The sequence below is a fragment of the Imbroritus primus genome (assembly GCF_964332355.1).
Lineage (GTDB): Bacteria > Pseudomonadota > Gammaproteobacteria > Burkholderiales > Burkholderiaceae > Imbroritus > Imbroritus primus.
Map to the genome: position 1 here is coordinate 2,797,136 of NZ_OZ201293.1, position 18,216 is coordinate 2,815,351.

Annotated in this window: 18 protein-coding genes; 15 read left to right on the top strand and 3 right to left on the bottom strand. The window is 64.5% G+C overall.

The features are described from left to right. Positions 1-86: 86 nt before the first annotated feature. Positions 87-1,061: a tripartite tricarboxylate transporter substrate binding protein gene (locus tag ACQ3C8_RS12820; protein ID WP_428851785.1), complete on the top strand. Its 975-nt coding sequence runs from the start codon at positions 87-89 to the stop codon at positions 1,059-1,061. 42 nt (positions 1,062-1,103) lie between these two features. Here the strand turns inward: ACQ3C8_RS12820 and ACQ3C8_RS12825 are convergent, their stop codons facing one another. After that, entirely contained in the window at positions 1,104-1,853 is a 750-nt protein-coding gene (locus ACQ3C8_RS12825; protein WP_138750404.1) for a GntR family transcriptional regulator, read from the bottom strand. Between the two features lie 160 nt (positions 1,854-2,013). Here ACQ3C8_RS12825 and ACQ3C8_RS12830 point away from each other — a divergent pair, with 160 nt between their 5' ends. The 5 genes from ACQ3C8_RS12830 (at position 2,014) to ACQ3C8_RS12850 (ending at position 6,655) form a co-directional block, all read left to right on the top strand. Beyond that, the gene (locus ACQ3C8_RS12830) at positions 2,014-2,295 is read left to right on the top strand and encodes a UxaA family hydrolase (protein WP_009524093.1); all 282 of its coding nucleotides are present in this window, start codon (positions 2,014-2,016) and stop codon (positions 2,293-2,295) included. Positions 2,296-2,342: 47 nt separating this feature from the next. Then, positions 2,343-3,518: a UxaA family hydrolase gene (locus ACQ3C8_RS12835; RefSeq protein WP_428851786.1), complete on the top strand. Its 1,176-nt coding sequence runs from the start codon at positions 2,343-2,345 to the stop codon at positions 3,516-3,518. Beyond that, on the top strand, positions 3,518-4,453 hold the full coding sequence (locus tag ACQ3C8_RS12840) for a hydroxyacid dehydrogenase (RefSeq protein WP_428851787.1): 936 nt from the start codon (positions 3,518-3,520) through the stop codon (positions 4,451-4,453). The genes ACQ3C8_RS12835 and ACQ3C8_RS12840 overlap by 1 nt, the downstream gene beginning before the upstream one ends. Beyond that, on the top strand, positions 4,450-5,454 hold the full coding sequence (locus tag ACQ3C8_RS12845; protein ID WP_428851788.1) for an Ldh family oxidoreductase: 1,005 nt from the start codon (positions 4,450-4,452) through the stop codon (positions 5,452-5,454). The genes ACQ3C8_RS12840 and ACQ3C8_RS12845 overlap by 4 nt, the downstream gene beginning before the upstream one ends. A gap of 217 nt (positions 5,455-5,671) precedes the next feature. Beyond that, positions 5,672-6,655, top strand: a complete 984-nt coding sequence (locus ACQ3C8_RS12850) for a Bug family tripartite tricarboxylate transporter substrate binding protein (protein WP_428851789.1) — start codon at positions 5,672-5,674, stop codon at positions 6,653-6,655. 84 nt (positions 6,656-6,739) lie between these two features. Here ACQ3C8_RS12850 and ACQ3C8_RS12855 read toward each other — a convergent pair whose 3' ends face one another. Then, positions 6,740-7,666 (bottom strand): LysR family transcriptional regulator, encoded by a 927-nt coding sequence (locus ACQ3C8_RS12855; protein ID WP_428851790.1) that lies wholly within the window; start codon positions 7,664-7,666, stop codon positions 6,740-6,742. Between the two features lie 219 nt (positions 7,667-7,885). Between ACQ3C8_RS12855 and ACQ3C8_RS12860 the strand changes: the two genes are divergently transcribed. The 8 genes from ACQ3C8_RS12860 to ACQ3C8_RS12895 all read left to right on the top strand — a co-directional run bounded on the left by ACQ3C8_RS12860 (position 7,886) and on the right by ACQ3C8_RS12895 (position 15,539). Then, a complete protein-coding gene (locus ACQ3C8_RS12860) occupies positions 7,886-8,599 on the top strand; it encodes a succinate dehydrogenase/fumarate reductase iron-sulfur subunit (protein ID WP_037030970.1) in 714 nt (237 codons plus the stop codon). Further along, on the top strand, positions 8,596-8,961 hold the full coding sequence (locus tag ACQ3C8_RS12865; RefSeq protein ID WP_428851791.1) for a succinate dehydrogenase: 366 nt from the start codon (positions 8,596-8,598) through the stop codon (positions 8,959-8,961). The genes ACQ3C8_RS12860 and ACQ3C8_RS12865 overlap by 4 nt, the downstream gene beginning before the upstream one ends. Beyond that, a complete protein-coding gene (gene sdhC / locus ACQ3C8_RS12870) occupies positions 8,958-9,311 on the top strand; it encodes a succinate dehydrogenase, cytochrome b556 subunit (protein WP_428851792.1) in 354 nt (117 codons plus the stop codon). Before ACQ3C8_RS12865 ends, sdhC begins: the two co-directional genes overlap by 4 nt. 106 nt (positions 9,312-9,417) lie before the next feature. Then, positions 9,418-10,410 (top strand): Bug family tripartite tricarboxylate transporter substrate binding protein, encoded by a 993-nt coding sequence (locus ACQ3C8_RS12875; protein ID WP_009524084.1) that lies wholly within the window; start codon positions 9,418-9,420, stop codon positions 10,408-10,410. A gap of 34 nt (positions 10,411-10,444) precedes the next feature. Then, positions 10,445-11,320 carry a fumarate hydratase gene (locus tag ACQ3C8_RS12880; protein ID WP_009524083.1) on the top strand — a complete coding sequence of 292 codons (876 nt, stop codon included), beginning with the start codon at positions 10,445-10,447 and terminating at the stop codon, positions 11,318-11,320. Positions 11,321-11,322: 2 nt separating this feature from the next. Continuing rightward, positions 11,323-11,937 (top strand): fumarate hydratase C-terminal domain-containing protein, encoded by a 615-nt coding sequence (locus tag ACQ3C8_RS12885; RefSeq protein ID WP_009524082.1) that lies wholly within the window; start codon positions 11,323-11,325, stop codon positions 11,935-11,937. Continuing rightward, the gene (locus ACQ3C8_RS12890; protein WP_009524081.1) at positions 11,934-13,658 is read left to right on the top strand and encodes an L-aspartate oxidase; all 1,725 of its coding nucleotides are present in this window, start codon (positions 11,934-11,936) and stop codon (positions 13,656-13,658) included. The genes ACQ3C8_RS12885 and ACQ3C8_RS12890 overlap by 4 nt, the downstream gene beginning before the upstream one ends. 261 nt (positions 13,659-13,919) lie before the next feature. After that, the gene (locus ACQ3C8_RS12895; protein ID WP_428851793.1) at positions 13,920-15,539 is read left to right on the top strand and encodes a thiamine pyrophosphate-binding protein; all 1,620 of its coding nucleotides are present in this window, start codon (positions 13,920-13,922) and stop codon (positions 15,537-15,539) included. A 131-nt stretch (positions 15,540-15,670) separates the two neighbouring features. On the opposite strand, the gene ACQ3C8_RS12900 is transcribed toward ACQ3C8_RS12895, so the two are convergent. Beyond that, entirely contained in the window at positions 15,671-16,438 is a 768-nt protein-coding gene (locus ACQ3C8_RS12900) for a sulfite exporter TauE/SafE family protein (protein WP_009524078.1), read from the bottom strand. 274 nt (positions 16,439-16,712) lie between these two features. On the opposite strand from ACQ3C8_RS12900, the gene ACQ3C8_RS12905 reads away from it, so the two are divergent. Beyond that, positions 16,713-18,206: a COG3014 family protein gene (locus ACQ3C8_RS12905; RefSeq protein ID WP_428851794.1), complete on the top strand. Its 1,494-nt coding sequence runs from the start codon at positions 16,713-16,715 to the stop codon at positions 18,204-18,206. The last annotated feature ends 10 nt before the right edge of the window (positions 18,207-18,216 follow it).

Genomic DNA, 18,216 nt, shown 5'->3' on the forward strand with positions numbered 1-18,216 from the left:
CTTTCCTCCTTCCCCGAGCCGGTGCGCGGACCTGTTCCACAGGTCCGGGGGGAGGCGTTTGCCATGACATCTGCAAGGAAAGCATCATGATTCGACGTCGAGCTGTTGCCCTGTTACTCCTGTTAGGCAGTTCCCTTCTCACTACCCTGCCGGTCCAGGCGACCGAGTATCCCAACCGGCCGATCAAGATCATCGTGCTCTGGCCCGCTGGCGGCGCGGGCGATTTCCTGGCACGCACGGTCGGCCAGCGCATGTCGGAAAAGCTGTCGACCCCGGTGCTGGTGGAAAACCGGCCGGGCGCGGCCACCAATATCGGCACCCAGGCCGTGGCCAGCGCCGACCCCGACGGCTATACGCTGCTGCTGGCAAGCAGCAACAATGCCGTGAATGTCACGCTCTACCCGAAACTGAAATTCGATTTCGCCAAGGATTTCAAACCCGTGTCCAACCTGGGCCTGGCGCCCAATGTGCTGGTGGCACACCCCTCGGTGCAAGCCAATACGGTCCAGGAGCTGGTTGCGCTGGCCCGCAAGCAGCCGGGCAAGCTGACCTACGCGTCGTCGGGCAACGGCAGCGCCGCGCACCTCGGCGGCGAAAAATTCAAGCGCGCTGCGCAGGTGGAGATTCTCGGCGTGCCGTACAAGGGCGCAGCGCCGGCCGTGACGGATCTGCTCGGGGGCCAGGTGTCGATGATGTTCACCGTGATTCCGGTGACGCTCGCGCATATCCAGACCAACCGGCTCAAGCTGCTGGCCGTGGCTTCCGCCCAGCGCCTGCCGCAGTTTCCGAACGTCCCGACGGTCGCCGAAAGCGGCCTGCCGGGTTTCGAGTCGAGTATCTGGTATGGCATCGTGGCGCCCACGGCCACGCCGCTGGCGATTGTCGCGAAGCTGCAGAAAGTGATTGCCGAATCGCTGAAGGAGCCAGCCATGATCGAGAAGCTGATGGCGCAGGGCACGTTGCCGATCGGCGATACCTCGGAACACTTCGCCACGACCATCGCCAACGATATCCGCGGCTATGCCGCACTGATCAAGAGCGCGGGGATCACCGCAGAATGAGGCGCCGCGCCTGCTGCACGCGTTTGCAGCAGGCCAGCGTGCTCAGCTGTCTTCCTTGGGCATTTGCGACACGATGAACTCGTGGTGCGCAGTGTCCAGCGTGGACACGCGCCACTCCACCGGCAGGCGATGAAACGAGAACGCCACACGGTGGATGCGGATCAACGGCGCACCGACATCGACACCGATCAGCCCGGCCTCGGTTTCGGTGGCCAGCACGGCGCGCAGCCGCTCTTCCGTCTGGATCACATTGACGCCGAACGCGTCCTGGTAGAAGTTGTACAGCGTATTCGGGCGCTCGCGCAGCTGGGTTTCCGTCAGGCCAGGAAACAGTCTTTCCGGCAGCATGATGTCGTCGATCATCACCGGCCGCTCGTCGAGCGACAGCACGTTGGTGAAATGAAACACCCGCTCCCCTGATTCCAGTCCCAGCAGCGCACAGGCCGCCTTGTCGGCCTTGATGCGGCGAAACGATTTCTGCTGCACGGTCGGATAGCCGCGGTGGCCATCCTCGTGCGCCACCTTGAAGAAGCGGAAGAAATGGTCGTCGCGGCGGTGCATGGCGACGAAGGTGCCGCGCCCCTGATGGCGGATCAGCAGGTTCTCGGCCACCAGCTCGTCGATTGCCTTGCGCAGCGTGCCGATGGACACACCGAAGCGCTCCACCAGTTTCTTTTCCGACGGAATCGCCTCGCCGGGCTTGAATTCGCCATCGGCCAGCGCTTGCAGCACGCGGCGCTTGACGTCCTTGTAGAGGACGCCGCCTGGCGGAAGATCTCGCAGATTGCTCATGGCTCGGTGTGGTTTTTTGAATGCATTGAATGTAGCAGACATTAAATCATACAACTCATACATATGACATAGTTGACATGCAGGAATTTCGCTACTATTCTTTGCACATCCGGCCGCTGCTCTCCAGCCAGGCCGTAAATCAAGTCCCCAGGAGGAGCATATGATCCACGTAGTGCTGCATGATGCAAAAGACACCGTCGCCGTGGCGGTGGTTGAGGGAATCCAGGCCGGTACCGAACTGAACGCCTGGATCATGGACGAAGACAAGACCATCCAGGTCGTCGCCAAGCAGCCGATCCCCATCGGCCACAAGGTCGCCCTGCGCGACATGGAAGTTGGCGAGACGGTGTTCAAGTACGGCATCGACATCGGCAAGGTGGTGGCCCCGATCAAGGCTGGCGATCACGCACACGTCCACAACATCAAGACCAAGCGCTGGTAATCCGCGCCTGACCGTCCCCTCCCCATACATCTATTGAGAGAACATTCATGTCCGTGATCGACCAAAACACCACTTTCTGGGGCTACCGCCGTGACAACGGCCGCGTCGGCGTCCGTAACCATGTGATCATCCTGCCCCTGGACGACCTGTCCAACGCCGCTGCCGAAGCAGTTGCCGTGGCCATCAAGGGCACCATGGCCATCCCCCACCCCTACGGCCGCCTGCAGTTCGGTCCGGACCTGGACCTGCACTTCCGCACCCTGATCGGCGCCGGTAGCAATCCGAACGTCGCCGCCGTGGTGGTGATCGGTATTGAAGACGGCTGGACCAAGAAGGTTGTCGACGGTATCGCCAAGACTGGCAAGCCGGTCGTCGGCTTCGGTATCGAAGGTCATGGCGACCACGACACCATCATGCGCGCCTCGAAGGCCGCCAAGGAATTCGTGCACTACGCCACGGCCCTGCACCGCGTCGAGTGCCCGATCAGCGACCTGTGGATCTCGACCAAGTGCGGCGAATCCGACACGACCTCGGGCTGCGGCGCCAACCCGACCGTGGGTAACGCTTTCGACAAGCTGCATCCGCTCGGCACCACCCTGCTGTTCGGCGAAACCTCGGAACTGACCGGCGGCGAGCACATCGTGGCCGCACGTTGCGCCAACGACAAGGTGCGCGAAGATTTCATGAAGATGTTCGACCGCTACCAGGGCATGATCGACCGCTGGAAGACCACCGACCTGTCCGAGTCGCAGCCGACCAAGGGCAACATCGCCGGCGGCCTGACCACCATCGAAGAAAAGGCACTGGGCAACATCCAGAAGATCGGCAAGAAGTGCACCGTGGACGGCGTGCTGGACAAGGCTGAAGAGCCGACCCACCCGGGCCTGTGGTTCATGGATTCGTCGTCGGCCGCTGCCGAAATGGTCACGCTGTGCGCCGCCGCCGGTTACGTCGTGCACTTCTTCCCGACGGGCCAGGGCAACGTCATCGGCAACCCGATCGTTCCGGTCATCAAGCTGTGCGCCAACCCGCGTACCGTGCGCCTGATGAGCGAGCACATGGACGTCGACTGCTCGGGCCTGCTGCAGCGCGAACTGACGCTGGACCAGACCGGCGACAAGCTGCTCGAAAACATGCTGCAAACCATCAACGGCCGCTGGACCGCTGCGGAAACGCTGGGTCACCGCGAATTCGTGCTCACGCGTATCCACGAGTCTGCATAATGAAGCAAGTCTGCATCAGCGAGTTCATGGATCCTGATGCCGTGGCGAAGCTGGACCAGTGCGTCCAGCTCCGCTACGAGCCGACATGGGTCGACCAGCGCGATGTCCTGCTGAAGTCCTTGGCAAGCGCCGACGCATTGATCGTGCGTAACCGCACCCAGGTCAACGCCGAACTGCTTGACGCCGCTCCGGCGTTGAAAGTGGTCGGTCGCCTGGGTGTCGGTCTCGACAATATCGATGTCAAGGCCTGCGAAGCACGCGGCATTCGCGTCATTCCCGCCACTGGCGCCAACGCGCGCTCGGTGGCCGAGTATGTGGTCACGTCCGCGCTGATGCTGATGCGCGGCGCTTACCTCAGCCATGCGGAAATGGTGGCTGGCAAGTGGCCGCGCGCCCGTTTGTCCGAAGGCCACGAGGCTTTCGGACGAACGCTCGGTCTGATCGGATTCGGCGATATCGGCCGGCTCACGGCGCGGCTTGCCGCGGCGCTGGGCATGCAGGTGGTTGCGCACGATCCGATGCTCCCGGCCGATCATCCGGCCTGGGCCGAAAATAATGTGAAGCCGCTGGCGCTGGACGCGCTGCTGGCCACCGCCGATGCGGTGAGCCTGCATGTGCCCCTGGTTCCGGCCACACGGCACCTGATCAATGCAGAACGCATCCGCGGCATGAAGCGCGGTGCAGTTCTGATCAATACCGCGCGGGGCGGCGTCGTCGATGAGGCCGCCCTCGCTACCGCCCTCAAGGAGGGGACACTGGCAGGCGCCGCGCTCGACGTGTTCGAAAACGAACCGTTGAGCGCTGGCGGCGTGCTGGCAGACGCCCCCAACCTGGTCCTGACCCCGCACATCGGCGGCGTCAGTCACGAAGCCAATGTCCGGGTGTCGATGATGATCGCCGACGCCGTCCGCGACGCTCTCGGAGTGCAGGCATGACCGCGTACCGCGCAGAAGAACTCGAACAGCTCGCGGCTGCCGCGCTGCGCAACGGCGGCGCCAGCGCCGCCCAGGCCAGCGCCACTGCCAAAGCGCTGGTACAGGCGGATCTCGCTGGCCTGCCCTCGCACGGCGTCTCGCGCGTGCCGATGTACGTGGCCCATCTGCGCCACCAGCGCGTGAACGGCAACGCCCAGCCAGTGATCGCTCGCCAGACCCAGAGCACGACTCTGATCGATGCCCAGTCCGGCTTTGCCTTCCCTGCCTGTGCCCAGGCCGTCAACGCGGCCATCGCCAGCGCACGTGAATATGGCATTGGCATTGGCGTGGTCACGAACAGCCATCACTTCGGTGCGGCTGCCCTGCATCTCGACCCTGTGGCCGAAGCCGGCATGATCGGCATGGCCATGGGCAACTCACCGGCTGCCATGCCCGCATGGGGCGGCAAGACCCCGCTGTTTGGCACCAATCCGATCGCCGCAGTATTCCCGCGCACCGGCCAGAATCCACTGGTGATCGACCTTTCGCTGTCGGAAGTGGCACGCGGCAAGATCATGGTCGCCGCCAAGCAGGGCAAGCCGATTCCGCTCGGTTGGGCGCTCGATGCCGAAGGCAATCCGACGACCGATCCGAACGAAGCGCTGCGCGGCTCGATGCTGCCGGCCGGCGGTGTCAAGGGCGCGATGCTGGCGCTGATCGTCGAACTGCTGATCGTCTCGCTCGCCGGCGCGCAGTTCGGCGCCGAAGCCGATTCGTTCTTCGAGGATGCTGGCAACCAGCCGCGTATCGGCCAGTTGTTCATCGTCTTCAACCCCGCCGCCTTCGCCGGCGAAGCGGTCTATCACGCCCGCCTCGAAGCCCTGATCGCCGCCATGCTGGCCGACCAGGGCACGCGTCTGCCGGGCACGCGCCGTTTCGACGCGCAAGCCAAGGCGGAAGCCGACGGCATCGCCGTGCCGGAAGCGCTGGACAAGGAGTTGCAGGCCCTCGCCCAGCGTTAAGTCGATCGTTCGGCCATTTATTCGCCGTTGACGTTCACTCAGCCGTTCATCCAGTCAAAGCCGGTCGCCCGCGCAGCCTGACGCTGCACGGGCGCCATCCGCAGTGCCGCCGGGTCGGCACTGAGGGACGCACTTTGGCCGCCTGCGCACCCGGGCAAGCTGTTGTCGTACCCACGGCGCCCCGCAGAGAGGCGCCTGTTCCACCACAGGAGACACTATGTACCGCAATCTCGTCCGCCGCCTTGCCGTTCCCTCGCTCGCCGCCGTGGCCATGCTGGCCGCTCCGGCCAGTGCCAGTGCGCAGACGACGGATTTCCCCAACAAGGCCGTCCGCTATGTCATTCCGTTCGCCGCAGGCGGCCTGACCGATATTTCCGCACGCCAGGTCGGCCAGTTCCTGGCCCAGGAATGGAAACAGCCGGTCGTCGTGGAAAACAAGCCGGGCGGCAACGCCAACATCGGCGCGGAGCAGGTCGCACGCGCCCCGGCGGATGGTTACACGTGGCTCGGCGTGACGCTGGCGCACTCGGCCAACCCGACGCTGTTCCCCAAGCTGTCGTTCAACTTCCAGAAAGACCTGGTACCGGTGGCGCGCATCGCCTCGTCGCCGATGATGGTGGTGGTGCCGGCCAATTCGCCGATCAAGACGCTCAAGGAATTGGCTGAGGCCGCGCACAAGAAGCCGCTGAATGCCGGTTCGAGCGGCAACGGTACGCCCCCGCACCTGACGCTGGCGCTGTTCGAAACGCTGACCAAGACCAACTTCACGCACGTGCCCTACAAGGGCGGCGCGCCCTCGATGAACGACCTGATCGGCGGCCAGATCGACGTGGTGTTCTCGAACTTCCCGGAATCGCTGCAGTTCGTGAAGGGTGGCAAGCTGCGCGCCCTGGCCGTGACCACGCGTGAACGCCACCCGCTGATGCCGAACGTGCCGACCGTGGCCGAAGCCGGCTTCCCCGACCTGATCGTGGAAAACTGGACCGGCCTGATGATGCCTGCCGGTACGCCGAAACCCATCATCGACAAGACGGCCAGCGCCATCGGCAAGATGATGGAAGTGAAGAGCGTGCGTGAGCGCATTATCGCCATCGGTTTCACGCCGGCGCCGCAGAACTCGGCTGACTTCACCAAGTACTACAACGCCGAAGTCGCACGCTGGGGCAAGCTGATCAAGGAACGCAACATCCAGGCGGACTGATCGCCAAACCATTTTACCCTTGCCTTTCAAGAGGTTGCCTGCGCTCGCCAGGCAGCCTCTTTTTTCTTTGGCGCGCGGCTAGCGCTAGCCGGAGGTGAAAGGGCGCGGGGCTTGTGCGACCTTGCTGCGGATCGCCCCGCTCTGGCGGAAATAACCCTTGATGACATCCGTGAACGCCATGCGGGCATGTGCCGAACGTTCGAGCAGGCCTACCCGGCGATGCACATCCACACCTTCCAGCGGCACCACGCGCAGCAGCCGGTCGGCCTCCCAGCGCACGTTGGCGAGCTGCGGCACGATCGACACGCCGAAACCCTGTCGCACCAGCTCGATAATGGCTTCGTTCGAGTTGAGCTGCATGCTCTCCTGCACCGAGACGCCACAGCGGTCGATGACTTCCTGGACCAGATTGCCGGTCCACGTGGCAGGCTCGAACCGCATGAATGGCGCCACGCCGAGGATGTCGCGGGCATCGTCCGGCAGCACGAAATGCGGATGACGCGGCACGATCAGGACCATCGGCTCTGTATACAGTTCGGTCCACACCAGGTTCTTGGCCAGCGGACGCGGCGATTGCGTCACCACCGCGGCGTCGATTTCGCCACGCTCGACCTTGCCGGCAAAGTCGGCGGACAAACCGGCGAACAGTCGCACGTCGACCAGCGGATGCTCCTGCTTGAGTGCCCACAGGGCATCTGCAAATGCGCCCATCAATGCTGACACCAGCGCGCCCATCATTACCGTTCCGGAGAGTGCGTCCTCACGTCCGCTGGCCAGCACCTCGTAGCGATGGACCAGTGCTTCCAGTTCCGGTACCAGGGCGCGGCCGGCGGGATTGAGGATGGCGGCGCGGGCCGTGCGGTCGAACAGCTGGCAGTGGAGGTCTTCTTCCAGCGCGCGGATCTGCAGTCCAACCGCTGCCGAAGTCAGGCCGATGTGCTTGCCGGCGGCTGCGAAGGTGCCGTGGCGGGCCACGGCGAGAAAGGTCTTGAAAGTACGGATCGAAGGCATGGCGGGACCGGAAAAGCGAGGTGGCGGGGAAAGGGCAGAGCAGACACATCCGCACGCCTGCCGTGCGGGCTCGCCGTTGAAAAAGTTTTTCTTTATCTAAATAAGAAAATTACTAGCTTTTTGTTTCTGGTGCAATCCGCAACAATACTCTTCAAGCCGGTCGTAAACATCCATATGATTTAGATGATAACCGGTCACAACACTCCCCCGATCGAACCCATGACAACACTGAACGTTCGTGTATGGCGCGGCAATGAGGACGGCGAATTCGTCTCCTACGAAGTGCCCCGTCACGCCAGCCAGACGGTGCTCGACGTCGTCACCTATATCCAGCGCAACCTCGAACCCGACCTGGGCTACCGCTTTGCCTGCCGGGTCGGCATGTGCGGCTCGTGCGCCATGACCGTCAACGGCAAGGCGCGCTGGACCTGCCGCACGCACGTCTCCAAGGTGGTGGAGAACAACGCGCTCGAAATCGCTCCGCTGTCGAACATGCCGGTCATCAAGGACCTGGCGGCCGACATGACGACCTTCTTCGACAAGTGGTCTGCCGCCAAGGGCCAGTTCAAGGGCAACCAGACCCGTCATGACGAGTTCGCCACGGTCGAGCCTGGTTCGCCCGAACGCCAGGCCGTAGATGCCGGCATCGAATGCATCGGCTGCGGCGTCTGCTACGCCTCGTGCGATGTCGTCACGTGGCGCCCTGACTATCTCGGCCCGGCCGCGCTCAACCGCGCCTGGACCCTGGTCAACGATGTACGCGACGTGCGCGGCGCCGAGCGCCTGCGGGCCGTGGCCGGCGATGCCGGCTGCCACAGCTGCCACACGCAGGGTTCGTGCACCGAGCGTTGTCCGAAGCAGCTCGCCCCGACCGCCGGCATCGCCGGCCTCAAGCGCAAGGTGGCCAAGGCGGCCATCAAGGGGGAGCTATGAGCCAGTCCCTGTCCGTCGTCACCCAGGCCAAGCTGTGGTACTGGCAGCGCATCAGCGCCATGGTGCTGGCAGTGTGCGTGATCGTCCATCTCGTCGGCATTGTCATGGCAGTACGCGGCGGCCTCTCGGGCGCCGAAGTGCTGGCGCGCACGCAAGGCAACTGGCTGTTCGGCGCCTTTTACGCGACGTTCGTGCTGGCCAGCACGGTCCACGTGCCGATCGGCCTGATGCGCATCGCGGAAGAATGGTTTGGCTGGCGCTCGCGCAGCGTCGTCATCGCTGCCTGGCTGTTTGCCGCGCTGCTGGCCTTTGCCGGCCTGCGTGCCGTCTATGCCGTCATCGTGCCGGGAGGTGCAGCATGAGAAAGAACGATCTGCGCGCCCGCAACCATGCGGCTTACTGGGCCTTCGTGGTTCATCGCCTTTCGGGACTGGCGCTCGCGCTGTTCCTGCCCGCGCACTTCTGGGCGCTGGGCCATGCAATTCAGGGGGAGGCCTCGCTCGACGGCTTCCTGAAGCTTGCCGACAACCCGTTGTTCAAGGCAGGCGAATGGGGTCTGGTCATTCTGCTGTCGCTCCACCTGGTGGGCGGCGTGCGTTTGCTCCTGATCGAGTTCAAACCCTGGAGCGGCCTCCGCAAGGATTGGGTCGCACTGAGTCTCGGGGCAGGTCTTTGCACCGGGCTTGCGTTCATGCTGTCGCTGTTTTCATGAGGCTTCAGCGTAAACACTGTTTCATAAACACCGCTTCATAAACACAATAAGGCGAGCGTCGGTCCCGTAGAGGCGCCGCGCTCTTCCCTCACCGAAGGAGACTGCCATGACGTTGTTGAAGAAATCCACCCGCCGCCAATGGATCTCGCTGTGCCTCGGCGCGGTTGCCGCCCTGAGCGTGGGCACGGCTCAGGCCCAGACCTGGCCTACCCGTCCCGTGACGATGATCGTCCCGTTCGCCGCTGGCGGCACCACCGACGTAGTCGGACGCGTGCTGGGACAGAAGCTCGGCGAACTGTGGAAGCAGAGCGTGGTGATCGACAACCGTCTTGGCGCCGGCGGCGCGGTCGGCGCACAGGCCACAGCCAAGGCTCCAGCGGACGGCTACACCATCATGCTGGCCTCGGGCAGCATGTTCACCGTCAACCCGTTCATCTACCAACGCCTGCCGTACAGCGCCAAGGATTTCTCCTTCATCACCAACGTGGCCAGCGGCCCGATGCTGGTGGTGGTCAATCCTGAAGTGCCGGCGAAGAACCTGAAGGAACTGATCGCCCTGGCCAAGTCCAAGCCGGGCCAGCTGAACTTCGGCTCGGCCGGTACTGGCAGCCAGGTGCACATGGCCGGCGAAGCATTCGCCGACGCCGCTGGCGTCAACATCACCCACGTTCCGTACAAGGGTGAAGCGCTGGGCTACAACGACCTGATGGCTGGCCAGGTGCAACTGATGGTCGGCAATATCGCTGCGTCGTCGAACTTCGCCAAGTCGGGCAAGCTGCGCGCGCTGGCCGTGACCGGCAAGGAGCGTTCGCCGATGATGCCGGACGTGCCGACGGCGGCGGAAGCCGGCCTGAACGGCATGGACGACGTGACCGGCTGGTTCGGCTTCGTGGTACCGGCTGGTACGCCGAAGGAGATTGTCGACAAGATCTACCGCGACACCGTGAAGGTGCTGGCTGATCCGGACACGCAGGCCCGCCTGGCCGCCCAGGGCATGAAGGCCGTGGGCAACACCCCGCAACAGCTGACGGCTCAGATTGCTGCGGAATCGCAAAAATGGGAAAAGGTTGTCAAGAACCGCAAGCTGTCGGCCAACTGATTTCCCGCTGTAACGAAGAAGACCGAGGAACCTCATGAAAGTTGATCTCGCCGCCGTGGAAGAGGCGGCCAAGGAACTGTACATCCGTGCCTTGAAGCTGCTGCCGCCCGATGTCAAGGATGGCATCGAGCAGCTGCGCACCAAGGAAACATCCGACACGGCGCGCAATGTCCTGGCCACCATGAGCAAGAACATCCGCATCGCGGAAGAGACCGACAATCTGCTGTGCCAGGATACCGGCGTACCGATCTACAACCTGTTGATCGGCGCCGGCGTCGAGGCCGATGGCCATGCCATCAAGGAGGCCATCCGCCGCGGCTGCGAGCGCGCCACGCGCGAGCATCCGCTGCGCTCCTCGGTCGTCCACCCCCTCACTCGCAAGAACAACCACACGTCGTGCGGTATCGAAGTGCCGGTGATCCACATCGATTTCGATGACACGCCGGAACGCATGACGCTGGAGATGGTGCCCAAGGGCAGCGGCTCCGAAAACAACTCATTCCTCAAGATGGCGATTCCCGCCGAGGGCATCGACGCCATCAAGACTTTCGTGATCGACAGCGTGATCGCCGCGGGCGGCAAAACCTGCCCGCCGACCATCGTCGGCGTGGGCCTGGGCGGCACCTCCGACCTGTGCGTGGCACTCGCCAAGCGCGCCGCCACGCGCGAACTCGGCACGGTGTGCAGCGATCCGGAAGGCGCCAAGCTGGAAGCCGAACTGTCGGCTGCCGTGAACAAGCTTGGCGTTGGCCCGCAAGGCCTGGGTGGCGACGCCACCGCCTACGCCGTACATATCGAGCTGGCGCACACGCACATCACCATGAACCCGATCGCGGTCAACATGCAGTGCCACTCGGCGCGCCGCGCCTCGGCCACGTTCACGCCCGACGGCCTTACTTACGGATTCTGACCATGGCGCACTACGAACTTTCCACGCCGGTGACGGAAGAGCAGATCCGCCAACTGCGCATCAATGACACCGTGACGCTGCAGACCACGCTGTTCGGCATCCGCGACGCCACGCAGATCCACATGTTCGACCGCGGCCGCAAGACCCGCTTCGACCTGCGCGGCCATGCGGTGATCCACACCGCCCCGAATGTGCGCAAGGTCGAGCCAAGCCCCGAGTTTCCCGCCGGCTACCAGCAGATCTGCATCGGCACCACCACGTCGGACCGCATGGAACGCTTCACCCGCCCGCTGATGACGGAATACGGTGTGCGCATGATCGTCGGCAAGGGTGGCATGCGCGAAGGCTCGCAGGAGGCCTTCAAGGAACTCGGCGGCGTGTACCTCGCCATCATCGGCGGCACGGCGGCACTGGAAACGACCTGGATCGAGCAGATCGAAGACGTGGATCTCGACGACCTCAATCCGGAATCGCTGTGGAAATTCAAGATCCGCAATTTCGGCCCGCTGCTGGTCGCCATGGACAGCCACGGCGGCAGCCTCTACACGGCCGTCAAGCAAAACACCGCTGACCAGCGCGCGGCTGTGCTGGCCAGCCTCGGAGTGGCCAAGGCATGAGCATCAAACGACTGCAGACCGATGTGCTGATCCTCGGCTCCGGCGGCGCTGGCCTGTTCGCCGCGCTGCATGCGCACCAGAGCGCGCCGGACCTGAAGATCACTGTCGCGGTAAAAGGCCTGCTGGGCAAATGCGGCTGCACGCGCATGGTCCAGGGCGGCTACAACGTGGCGCTCGCCCAGGGTGACTCCGTCGAGCGCCACTTCATGGACACCATCGAGGGCAGCAAGTGGCTGGCCGACCAGGAACTCGCCTGGACCCTGGTCAAGACCGCTGTGGAGCGCATCCATGAACTCGAGAACGAGCTCGGCTGCTTCTTCGACCGCAATCCCGATGGCACCGTCCACCAGAAAGCCTTCGCTGGCCAGACCTTCGACCGCACCGTACACAAGGGCGACCTGACGGGCATCGAGATCATCAACCGCCTCGCCGAGCAGGTGTGGAGCCGCGGCATCAACCGCCTCGAGGAACACCGCGCGGTCGAGCTGATCAAGACTCCGGACGGCTCCGCGCTGGCCGGCGTGCTGATGATCGATATGCGCAGCGGCGAATTTGTGTTCGTCCAGGCCAAGGCGGTGCTACTCGCCACTGGCGGCGGCCCGACCATGTACAAGTTCCACACGCCGTCTGGCGACAAGAGCTGCGACGGCCTCTCCATGGCCCTGCGCGCCGGCCTGCCGCTGCGTGACATGGAGATGGTGCAGTTCCACCCGACCGGGCTGCTTGCCGGCAAGGAAACCCGCATGACCGGCACGGTCCTCGAAGAAGGCTTGCGCGGTGCGGGCGGCTGGCTGCTGAATGGCAACAAAGAGCGCTTCATGCAGAACTACGACCCGCGCAACGAGCGCGCCACGCGTGACATCGTCTCGCGCGGCATCTACTCGGAGATGCGCGCGGGCCGTACGTCGCCCAACGGCGGCGTGTACATCCAGATGAGCCATCTCGGTCCGGACAAGGTGCGCAAGCAGTTCAAGGGCATGGTCGAGCGCTGCGGTGATTGCGGTTTCGATCTGGCCGGCGATCTCGTGGAAGTGGTGCCGACCGCCCACTACATGATGGGCGGCGTGCAGTTCAAGCCGGATTGCACCACCGAGCTGCACGGCCTGTTCGCAGCCGGAGAGGATACCGGCGGCGTGCATGGCGCGAACCGCCTCGGCGGCAACGGCGTGGCCAACTCGACCGTGTTCGGCGGCATTGCCGGCGACAGCATGGCGGCCTGGGTGAAGCAGAATAACGCGCTGCGCATGCCGGACGAATCCGCCATCAGCGCCGCCATCGCCGCGATGGAAGCGCCGTTCCGCCAGCCCGCCGGCCGGCTCGACGCGATCCGCGAGGGCCTCTACGATTGCATGTGGGACGATGCCGGCATCATGCGCACCGAAGCCGGACTGCTGCGGGCCCGCAAGCGCCTTGCCGAACTGAGCGAAGCGCTCGCCGCCACCGGCGTCGCCGACGGCCATCGCGGCTTCAATGTCACCTGGCACGACTGGCTCAACCTGCGCAGCCTGATCGACGTGAGCCGCGTCATCGTGGAAGCCGCACTGTCCCGCGAGGATTCGCGTGGCGCGCATTTCCGCGACGACTTCCCGGCAACCGGCGACCTGCCCAGCTCGTCCTTTACCGTGGTGCGTCAACGCAATGGCGAACTGGATATCACACGCTCGCCAGTCCAGTTCACGCGTGTCGCTCCCGGCCAAACAATCCTGGAGGATGCCGCCTGATGTAATGCATGGAGGAGACGCCATGAACCACGAGCCGCCCCAGGCGGCCAACACCATCGGTGCGCGGTTGTCGGATGATTCCATCCGGCAGCGGCGATTCGGCCGGTTCGCGCCTGTATGGCGCGACCGGCTATCCTTTTTTGTACGGGGCGTCTCCCCCTGCACGGCCTGGCGTGCCCGCAGGCCCTCCTCGACCCTCTACGCGACGCTACCCGTCTCGTCACGATAGCGTCTCCCAACCCCCGTCACACAGGAGCAGACATGGCGAAGAAACAACGTGGCGCAGATGCACTGACCGCCGCACTCCGGCAGTCCGGTATCGATCGCATCTTCACCCTCTCGGGGAATCACATCATGCCGATCTTCGATGCCTGCATCGATGCGGACATCGATCTGATCCACACCCGCCATGAAGGCTCCACGGTGCACATGGCCGATGCCTGGTCGCGCATCACCGGCCAGGTCGGCATTGCCATGGTGACGGGCGGCCCGGGCCATGCCAATGCCGTGTCGGCGCTGTACACCGCGCAGATGTCGGAGGCACCCGTGGTACTGCTCTCCGGCCACGCACCCAACAACCAGCGCGGCGCGGGCGCCTTCCAGGAAATGCGCCAGGCCGACATGGCCGAGCCGGTCACCAAGGCCTCGTGGACCTGTGCGAGCCCCGACGCGATTGCCGCCGACATCCAGCTCGCCATGCAGATCGCCGCCAGCGGCCGGCCCGGTCCGGTGCACTTGAGCCTGCCGAGCGATGCGCTGGAACTCGATGTGAAGCAGCCGGGCAATGCATCGATCGCCGTGCCCGCAAGCCTGCCAGCCTGCGATGCACAGACGGCAAAGCAGGTGCTGGAGGCCCTAGCGCGCGCCAAGCGTCCGCTGGTGCTGGCCGGTCCGGCCTGGCTGACAGCGCGCGCGCGCAAGCAGATTGCCGAACTGGAAGCCCGCCTCGGCATTCCCGTGGTGGGCATGGAAAGCCCGCGCGGCAATAACGACCCGAGCCTCGGCGCATTCGCGCAGATGCTGGCGCAGGCCGACTGCGTGCTGCTGCTCGGCAAGCGTCTCGATTTCACGCTCAAGTTCGGCAAGGCACCCGCCTTTGCCGCAGACTGCACCTTCTTGCACATCGACGCCGAGCAGTCGGAACTCGACCGCAGCCGCCGCGCTGTCGGCGAACGCCTGGCCATCGCCCAGCGCGCCGATGTCGGCAGTGCCATTGCGCAATTGCTCGAGCAGGCCAAGGGCGGCCAGCATCAGGCATGGCTGGCCGAGGTTGCCGATGCCATCCGTTATCGCCCGGCGTCCTGGGACACCGCATCGTCGCAAGGCGCGCTCCATCCAGTGCAGGTCTGCCGCCCACTGCAGACCATCCTAGACAGCCATCCGGAAGCCGTGCTGGTGTCCGATGGCGGCGAGTTCGGCCAGTGGGCGCAAGCCTGCCTGAGCGCCCCACACCGCGTGATCAACGGCCCGGCTGGCGCCATTGGCAGCGCCCTGCCGATGGCGCTCGCGGCGCGTGTGGCGCGCCGCGATGCGCCGGTCATCGCCATGATGGGTGATGGCACGACCGGCTTCCATATCGCCGAGTTCGACACCGCCGTGCGCTACGGCCTGCCGTTTGTCGCCGTGATCGGCAACGATGCCCGTTGGAACGCCGAATACCAGATCCAGATCAACAGCTTTGGCAAGGACCGCCTGGTCGGCTGCGAGCTGCTGCCAACGCGCTACGACCAGGTGTGCGCGGCTTTCGGCGGCCACGGGGAGCTGGTACAGCGACCGGAAGACATGCTGCCGGCCGTGCAGCGCGCCATCGCCTCCGGCAAGCCGGCGTGCGTGAACGTGACGATGGAAGGCATTCCGGCACCGTCGGTCTCGCGCAAGTAAGCGCGGGGGCCCGCAGGGTAGTCCCGTGGGTCGTCAGGACAGGGCATCCCTGTCCGGCGTTTTCTTTTCGCCTGTGTTTTCACCCGTGCGCCGGTCCGGCATACCGGATGCCGGTGATGTTCCCTGACCGCTTAGCCCACGGTGCTGCGCACCAGCAGACCCACACCCGCCACGATCAGCACGGCCCACACCACGCGCACTACCTTGGCCGGGGCAATACGCTTGTGCAGCCACACGCCGATGAGATAGCCGATGAAGGCAAACGGCACCAGCATGGCGGCCAGCACGAAGATCGCGGTATTCACATAGAGCCCGGCCAGCGCAAACAGGATCAGGCGCGTGAAGGCAGTGATGACCACCAGGATGCTGGTGGTGGCGCGCAGTTGCGCAGGATCGCGCAAGCGGCCGGCGAGATAGATTGCATAGACCGGGCCGCCCGTGCCGAACATCGAGGTCAGCATGCCGCCAGCAAGGCCGAAGGGCGTCGACAAACGTGGATCGAGCTCAGAGAAGCCTCGCTTGAAGAGCAGGCTCCAGCCCGAATGCAGCAGCACGAACAGGCCCAGCACGAACAGCAGTGGCCGCTCCGGCGCATAGACTAGCAGCATCAGGCCCAGGACCATGCCAGCGATGACGCTCGGCACGATGCGTTTCAACTCACCGGTATGCACGTTATGGCGGTTACGCAGGCCCAGCATCGTGCCGAGGATGATGTCGAACAGCAGGATCATCGGCACCGCGGTGCGCAGCGGCACGATCTGCGTGAGCAGCGGGATGGCCATGATGGACGAGCCGAAACCGGTCAATCCGAAAATCGTGTAAGCCCAGATGATGATCGCAGCGACGCCAGCGAACTGCACCAGTGACAGGTCAGTTTGCAGCAGAAGGGATTCCAGCATGGCGGGGATGCAAGGCAAAAAGCGAGGCGGGAAGCAGGCCGCACGCGCGTAGCGCGACACGCGTCAGGGGGAGCCCCATCATAGGTCATGCGACCCATTCCCGTCAATCAGATCATATAGATGAATTGCTTACGCAGCGCATGGCCCCACTTGAGGATGAGGCCGCTTTCCCCCGAACGGAGGATAGGCAGTCATCTGGCGATCCTTTATCGTCCCGCACGGCACTTCCTGCGTCAGACAGCGAAGGCCGACACAATAAAAACCGGGGGTCGTCTTGAAACTGTCCAACCTGCGGACCATTCCGATGGTCGCCGGCGCGCTGCTGCTCAGCGCATGTGCCCAGAACTATCACACCAAGGTCGCCGATACGGCCCAACACTGGACCAGCGGCAACGTCGAAGGCGCACTCGCCGCACATGACAAGGCCTATGCTGACGTCAAGCCGGCCGATCGCGACCTGCTCTACTACATGGAACGCGGCGAACTGCTGCGCAGTAGCGAGAAGAACCTGGCCGATTCCACCGAGGCATGGCAGCAGGCAAACAACCAGCTGCAAACGTGGGAAGACGATACCCGTACCAACCTGACCAAGGGCGCTGGCGAACTCGGTGCCCTGCTGCTGAGCGATGGCTTTCGGCGCTACGAAGGACAGGACTACGAAAAGGTCATGCTCAGCACGCGCCTCGCCGGCAACCACCTGACAGCCGGCAACTGGAACGATGCGCGCGTCGAGATCCGCAAGATGTACGAGCGCGAGACGCTGATCGCCCAGTTCCGCGAGAAGGAAGTCGATGCCCTGAAAGCTGCTGCTGAAGAGAAAGGCAGCCAGGCCGGCACAGTGAAGATGGAGCAGATCAAGGGCTATCCAGTCGAGATCTTCGACGACCCCGAAGTCACCAGCCTGCGCAACGCGTACCAGAGCGCTGTCTCGCACTATCTCGCCGGCTTCGTGTTCGAAGCGCTGAACGAGCCGAGCCTCGCGGCCGCCGGTTATCGCCAGGCGATCGAACTGCGCCCCGATGTGCCAGTGCTGAAGGCCGGCCTCGAGCGCATCGGCGCAAAACGCCGTCCCGCAGCCGGTACCACCGATGTGCTGTTCATGGTCGAGTCAGGCACCATGCCGGCGCGCGACACCGTGAAGATCACGCTGCCCGTGCCGATTGGCGCAGGCATCAAGCTGCTGACGGCAGCCTATCCGGTGATCCGCCCCAGCACCGACAAGTTCGTGCCGGCGACGCTGGACGTGGGCGGCAAATCCGTGCCGGTGGCCATGGTAACCAACCTCGATGCCATGGCACGGCGCGCACTGCGCGATGAAATGCCTGCGGCCATCGCCCGCAGCACCGTACGCATGGTGGTCTCCGGCGTGGCACAGGAAGCGCTCGAACGCCAGGGCGGCCTCGCCGGCACGCTGATGTCGCTCGCGGTCGGCGTGGCCAGCGCAGCCACGGCCGATACCGATACGCGCCAGTGGCGCACCTTGCCGTCGCGCATTTCGCTGGCGCGCACCACGGTGAAAAGCGGTACGCACACGGTCGCCTACGCGACGCCGAGCGGCATCGTCAAGACCGACATTACGGTCGAAGGCCCATATGCCGTGGTCGTGCTGCGCAGCATCGGGCCGACGCTGATGGCCATGACGTCCAGGCACGATGGCACGCTGATCGCGGCCGCGCCTGCCGCGCCAGCAGCCGCTGAAAAAACCAAAGCCGCGCCGCGGACGCGCGCAGCACGTACCGTTGCCCGCAAGGCCGACGGGGCAAAGTGAGGCGAAGTAG

What these genes read in the sequence shown, in the direction of transcription:
- ACQ3C8_RS12820 (WP_428851785.1), top strand. Translation starts at nt 87, where the DNA reads ATGATTCGACGTCGAGCTGTTGCCCTGTTACTCCTGTTAGGCAGTTCC.
- ACQ3C8_RS12825 (WP_138750404.1), bottom strand. Translation starts at nt 1,853, where the DNA reads ATGAGCAATCTGCGAGATCTTCCGCCAGGCGGCGTCCTCTACAAGGAC.
- ACQ3C8_RS12830 (WP_009524093.1), top strand. Translation starts at nt 2,014, where the DNA reads ATGATCCACGTAGTGCTGCATGATGCAAAAGACACCGTCGCCGTGGCG.
- ACQ3C8_RS12835 (WP_428851786.1), top strand. Translation starts at nt 2,343, where the DNA reads ATGTCCGTGATCGACCAAAACACCACTTTCTGGGGCTACCGCCGTGAC.
- ACQ3C8_RS12840 (WP_428851787.1), top strand. Translation starts at nt 3,518, where the DNA reads ATGAAGCAAGTCTGCATCAGCGAGTTCATGGATCCTGATGCCGTGGCG.
- ACQ3C8_RS12845 (WP_428851788.1), top strand. Translation starts at nt 4,450, where the DNA reads ATGACCGCGTACCGCGCAGAAGAACTCGAACAGCTCGCGGCTGCCGCG.
- ACQ3C8_RS12850 (WP_428851789.1), top strand. Translation starts at nt 5,672, where the DNA reads ATGTACCGCAATCTCGTCCGCCGCCTTGCCGTTCCCTCGCTCGCCGCC.
- ACQ3C8_RS12855 (WP_428851790.1), bottom strand. Translation starts at nt 7,666, where the DNA reads ATGCCTTCGATCCGTACTTTCAAGACCTTTCTCGCCGTGGCCCGCCAC.
- ACQ3C8_RS12860 (WP_037030970.1), top strand. Translation starts at nt 7,886, where the DNA reads ATGACAACACTGAACGTTCGTGTATGGCGCGGCAATGAGGACGGCGAA.
- ACQ3C8_RS12865 (WP_428851791.1), top strand. Translation starts at nt 8,596, where the DNA reads ATGAGCCAGTCCCTGTCCGTCGTCACCCAGGCCAAGCTGTGGTACTGG.
- sdhC (WP_428851792.1), top strand. Translation starts at nt 8,958, where the DNA reads ATGAGAAAGAACGATCTGCGCGCCCGCAACCATGCGGCTTACTGGGCC.
- ACQ3C8_RS12875 (WP_009524084.1), top strand. Translation starts at nt 9,418, where the DNA reads ATGACGTTGTTGAAGAAATCCACCCGCCGCCAATGGATCTCGCTGTGC.
- ACQ3C8_RS12880 (WP_009524083.1), top strand. Translation starts at nt 10,445, where the DNA reads ATGAAAGTTGATCTCGCCGCCGTGGAAGAGGCGGCCAAGGAACTGTAC.
- ACQ3C8_RS12885 (WP_009524082.1), top strand. Translation starts at nt 11,323, where the DNA reads ATGGCGCACTACGAACTTTCCACGCCGGTGACGGAAGAGCAGATCCGC.
- ACQ3C8_RS12890 (WP_009524081.1), top strand. Translation starts at nt 11,934, where the DNA reads ATGAGCATCAAACGACTGCAGACCGATGTGCTGATCCTCGGCTCCGGC.
- ACQ3C8_RS12895 (WP_428851793.1), top strand. Translation starts at nt 13,920, where the DNA reads ATGGCGAAGAAACAACGTGGCGCAGATGCACTGACCGCCGCACTCCGG.
- ACQ3C8_RS12900 (WP_009524078.1), bottom strand. Translation starts at nt 16,438, where the DNA reads ATGCTGGAATCCCTTCTGCTGCAAACTGACCTGTCACTGGTGCAGTTC.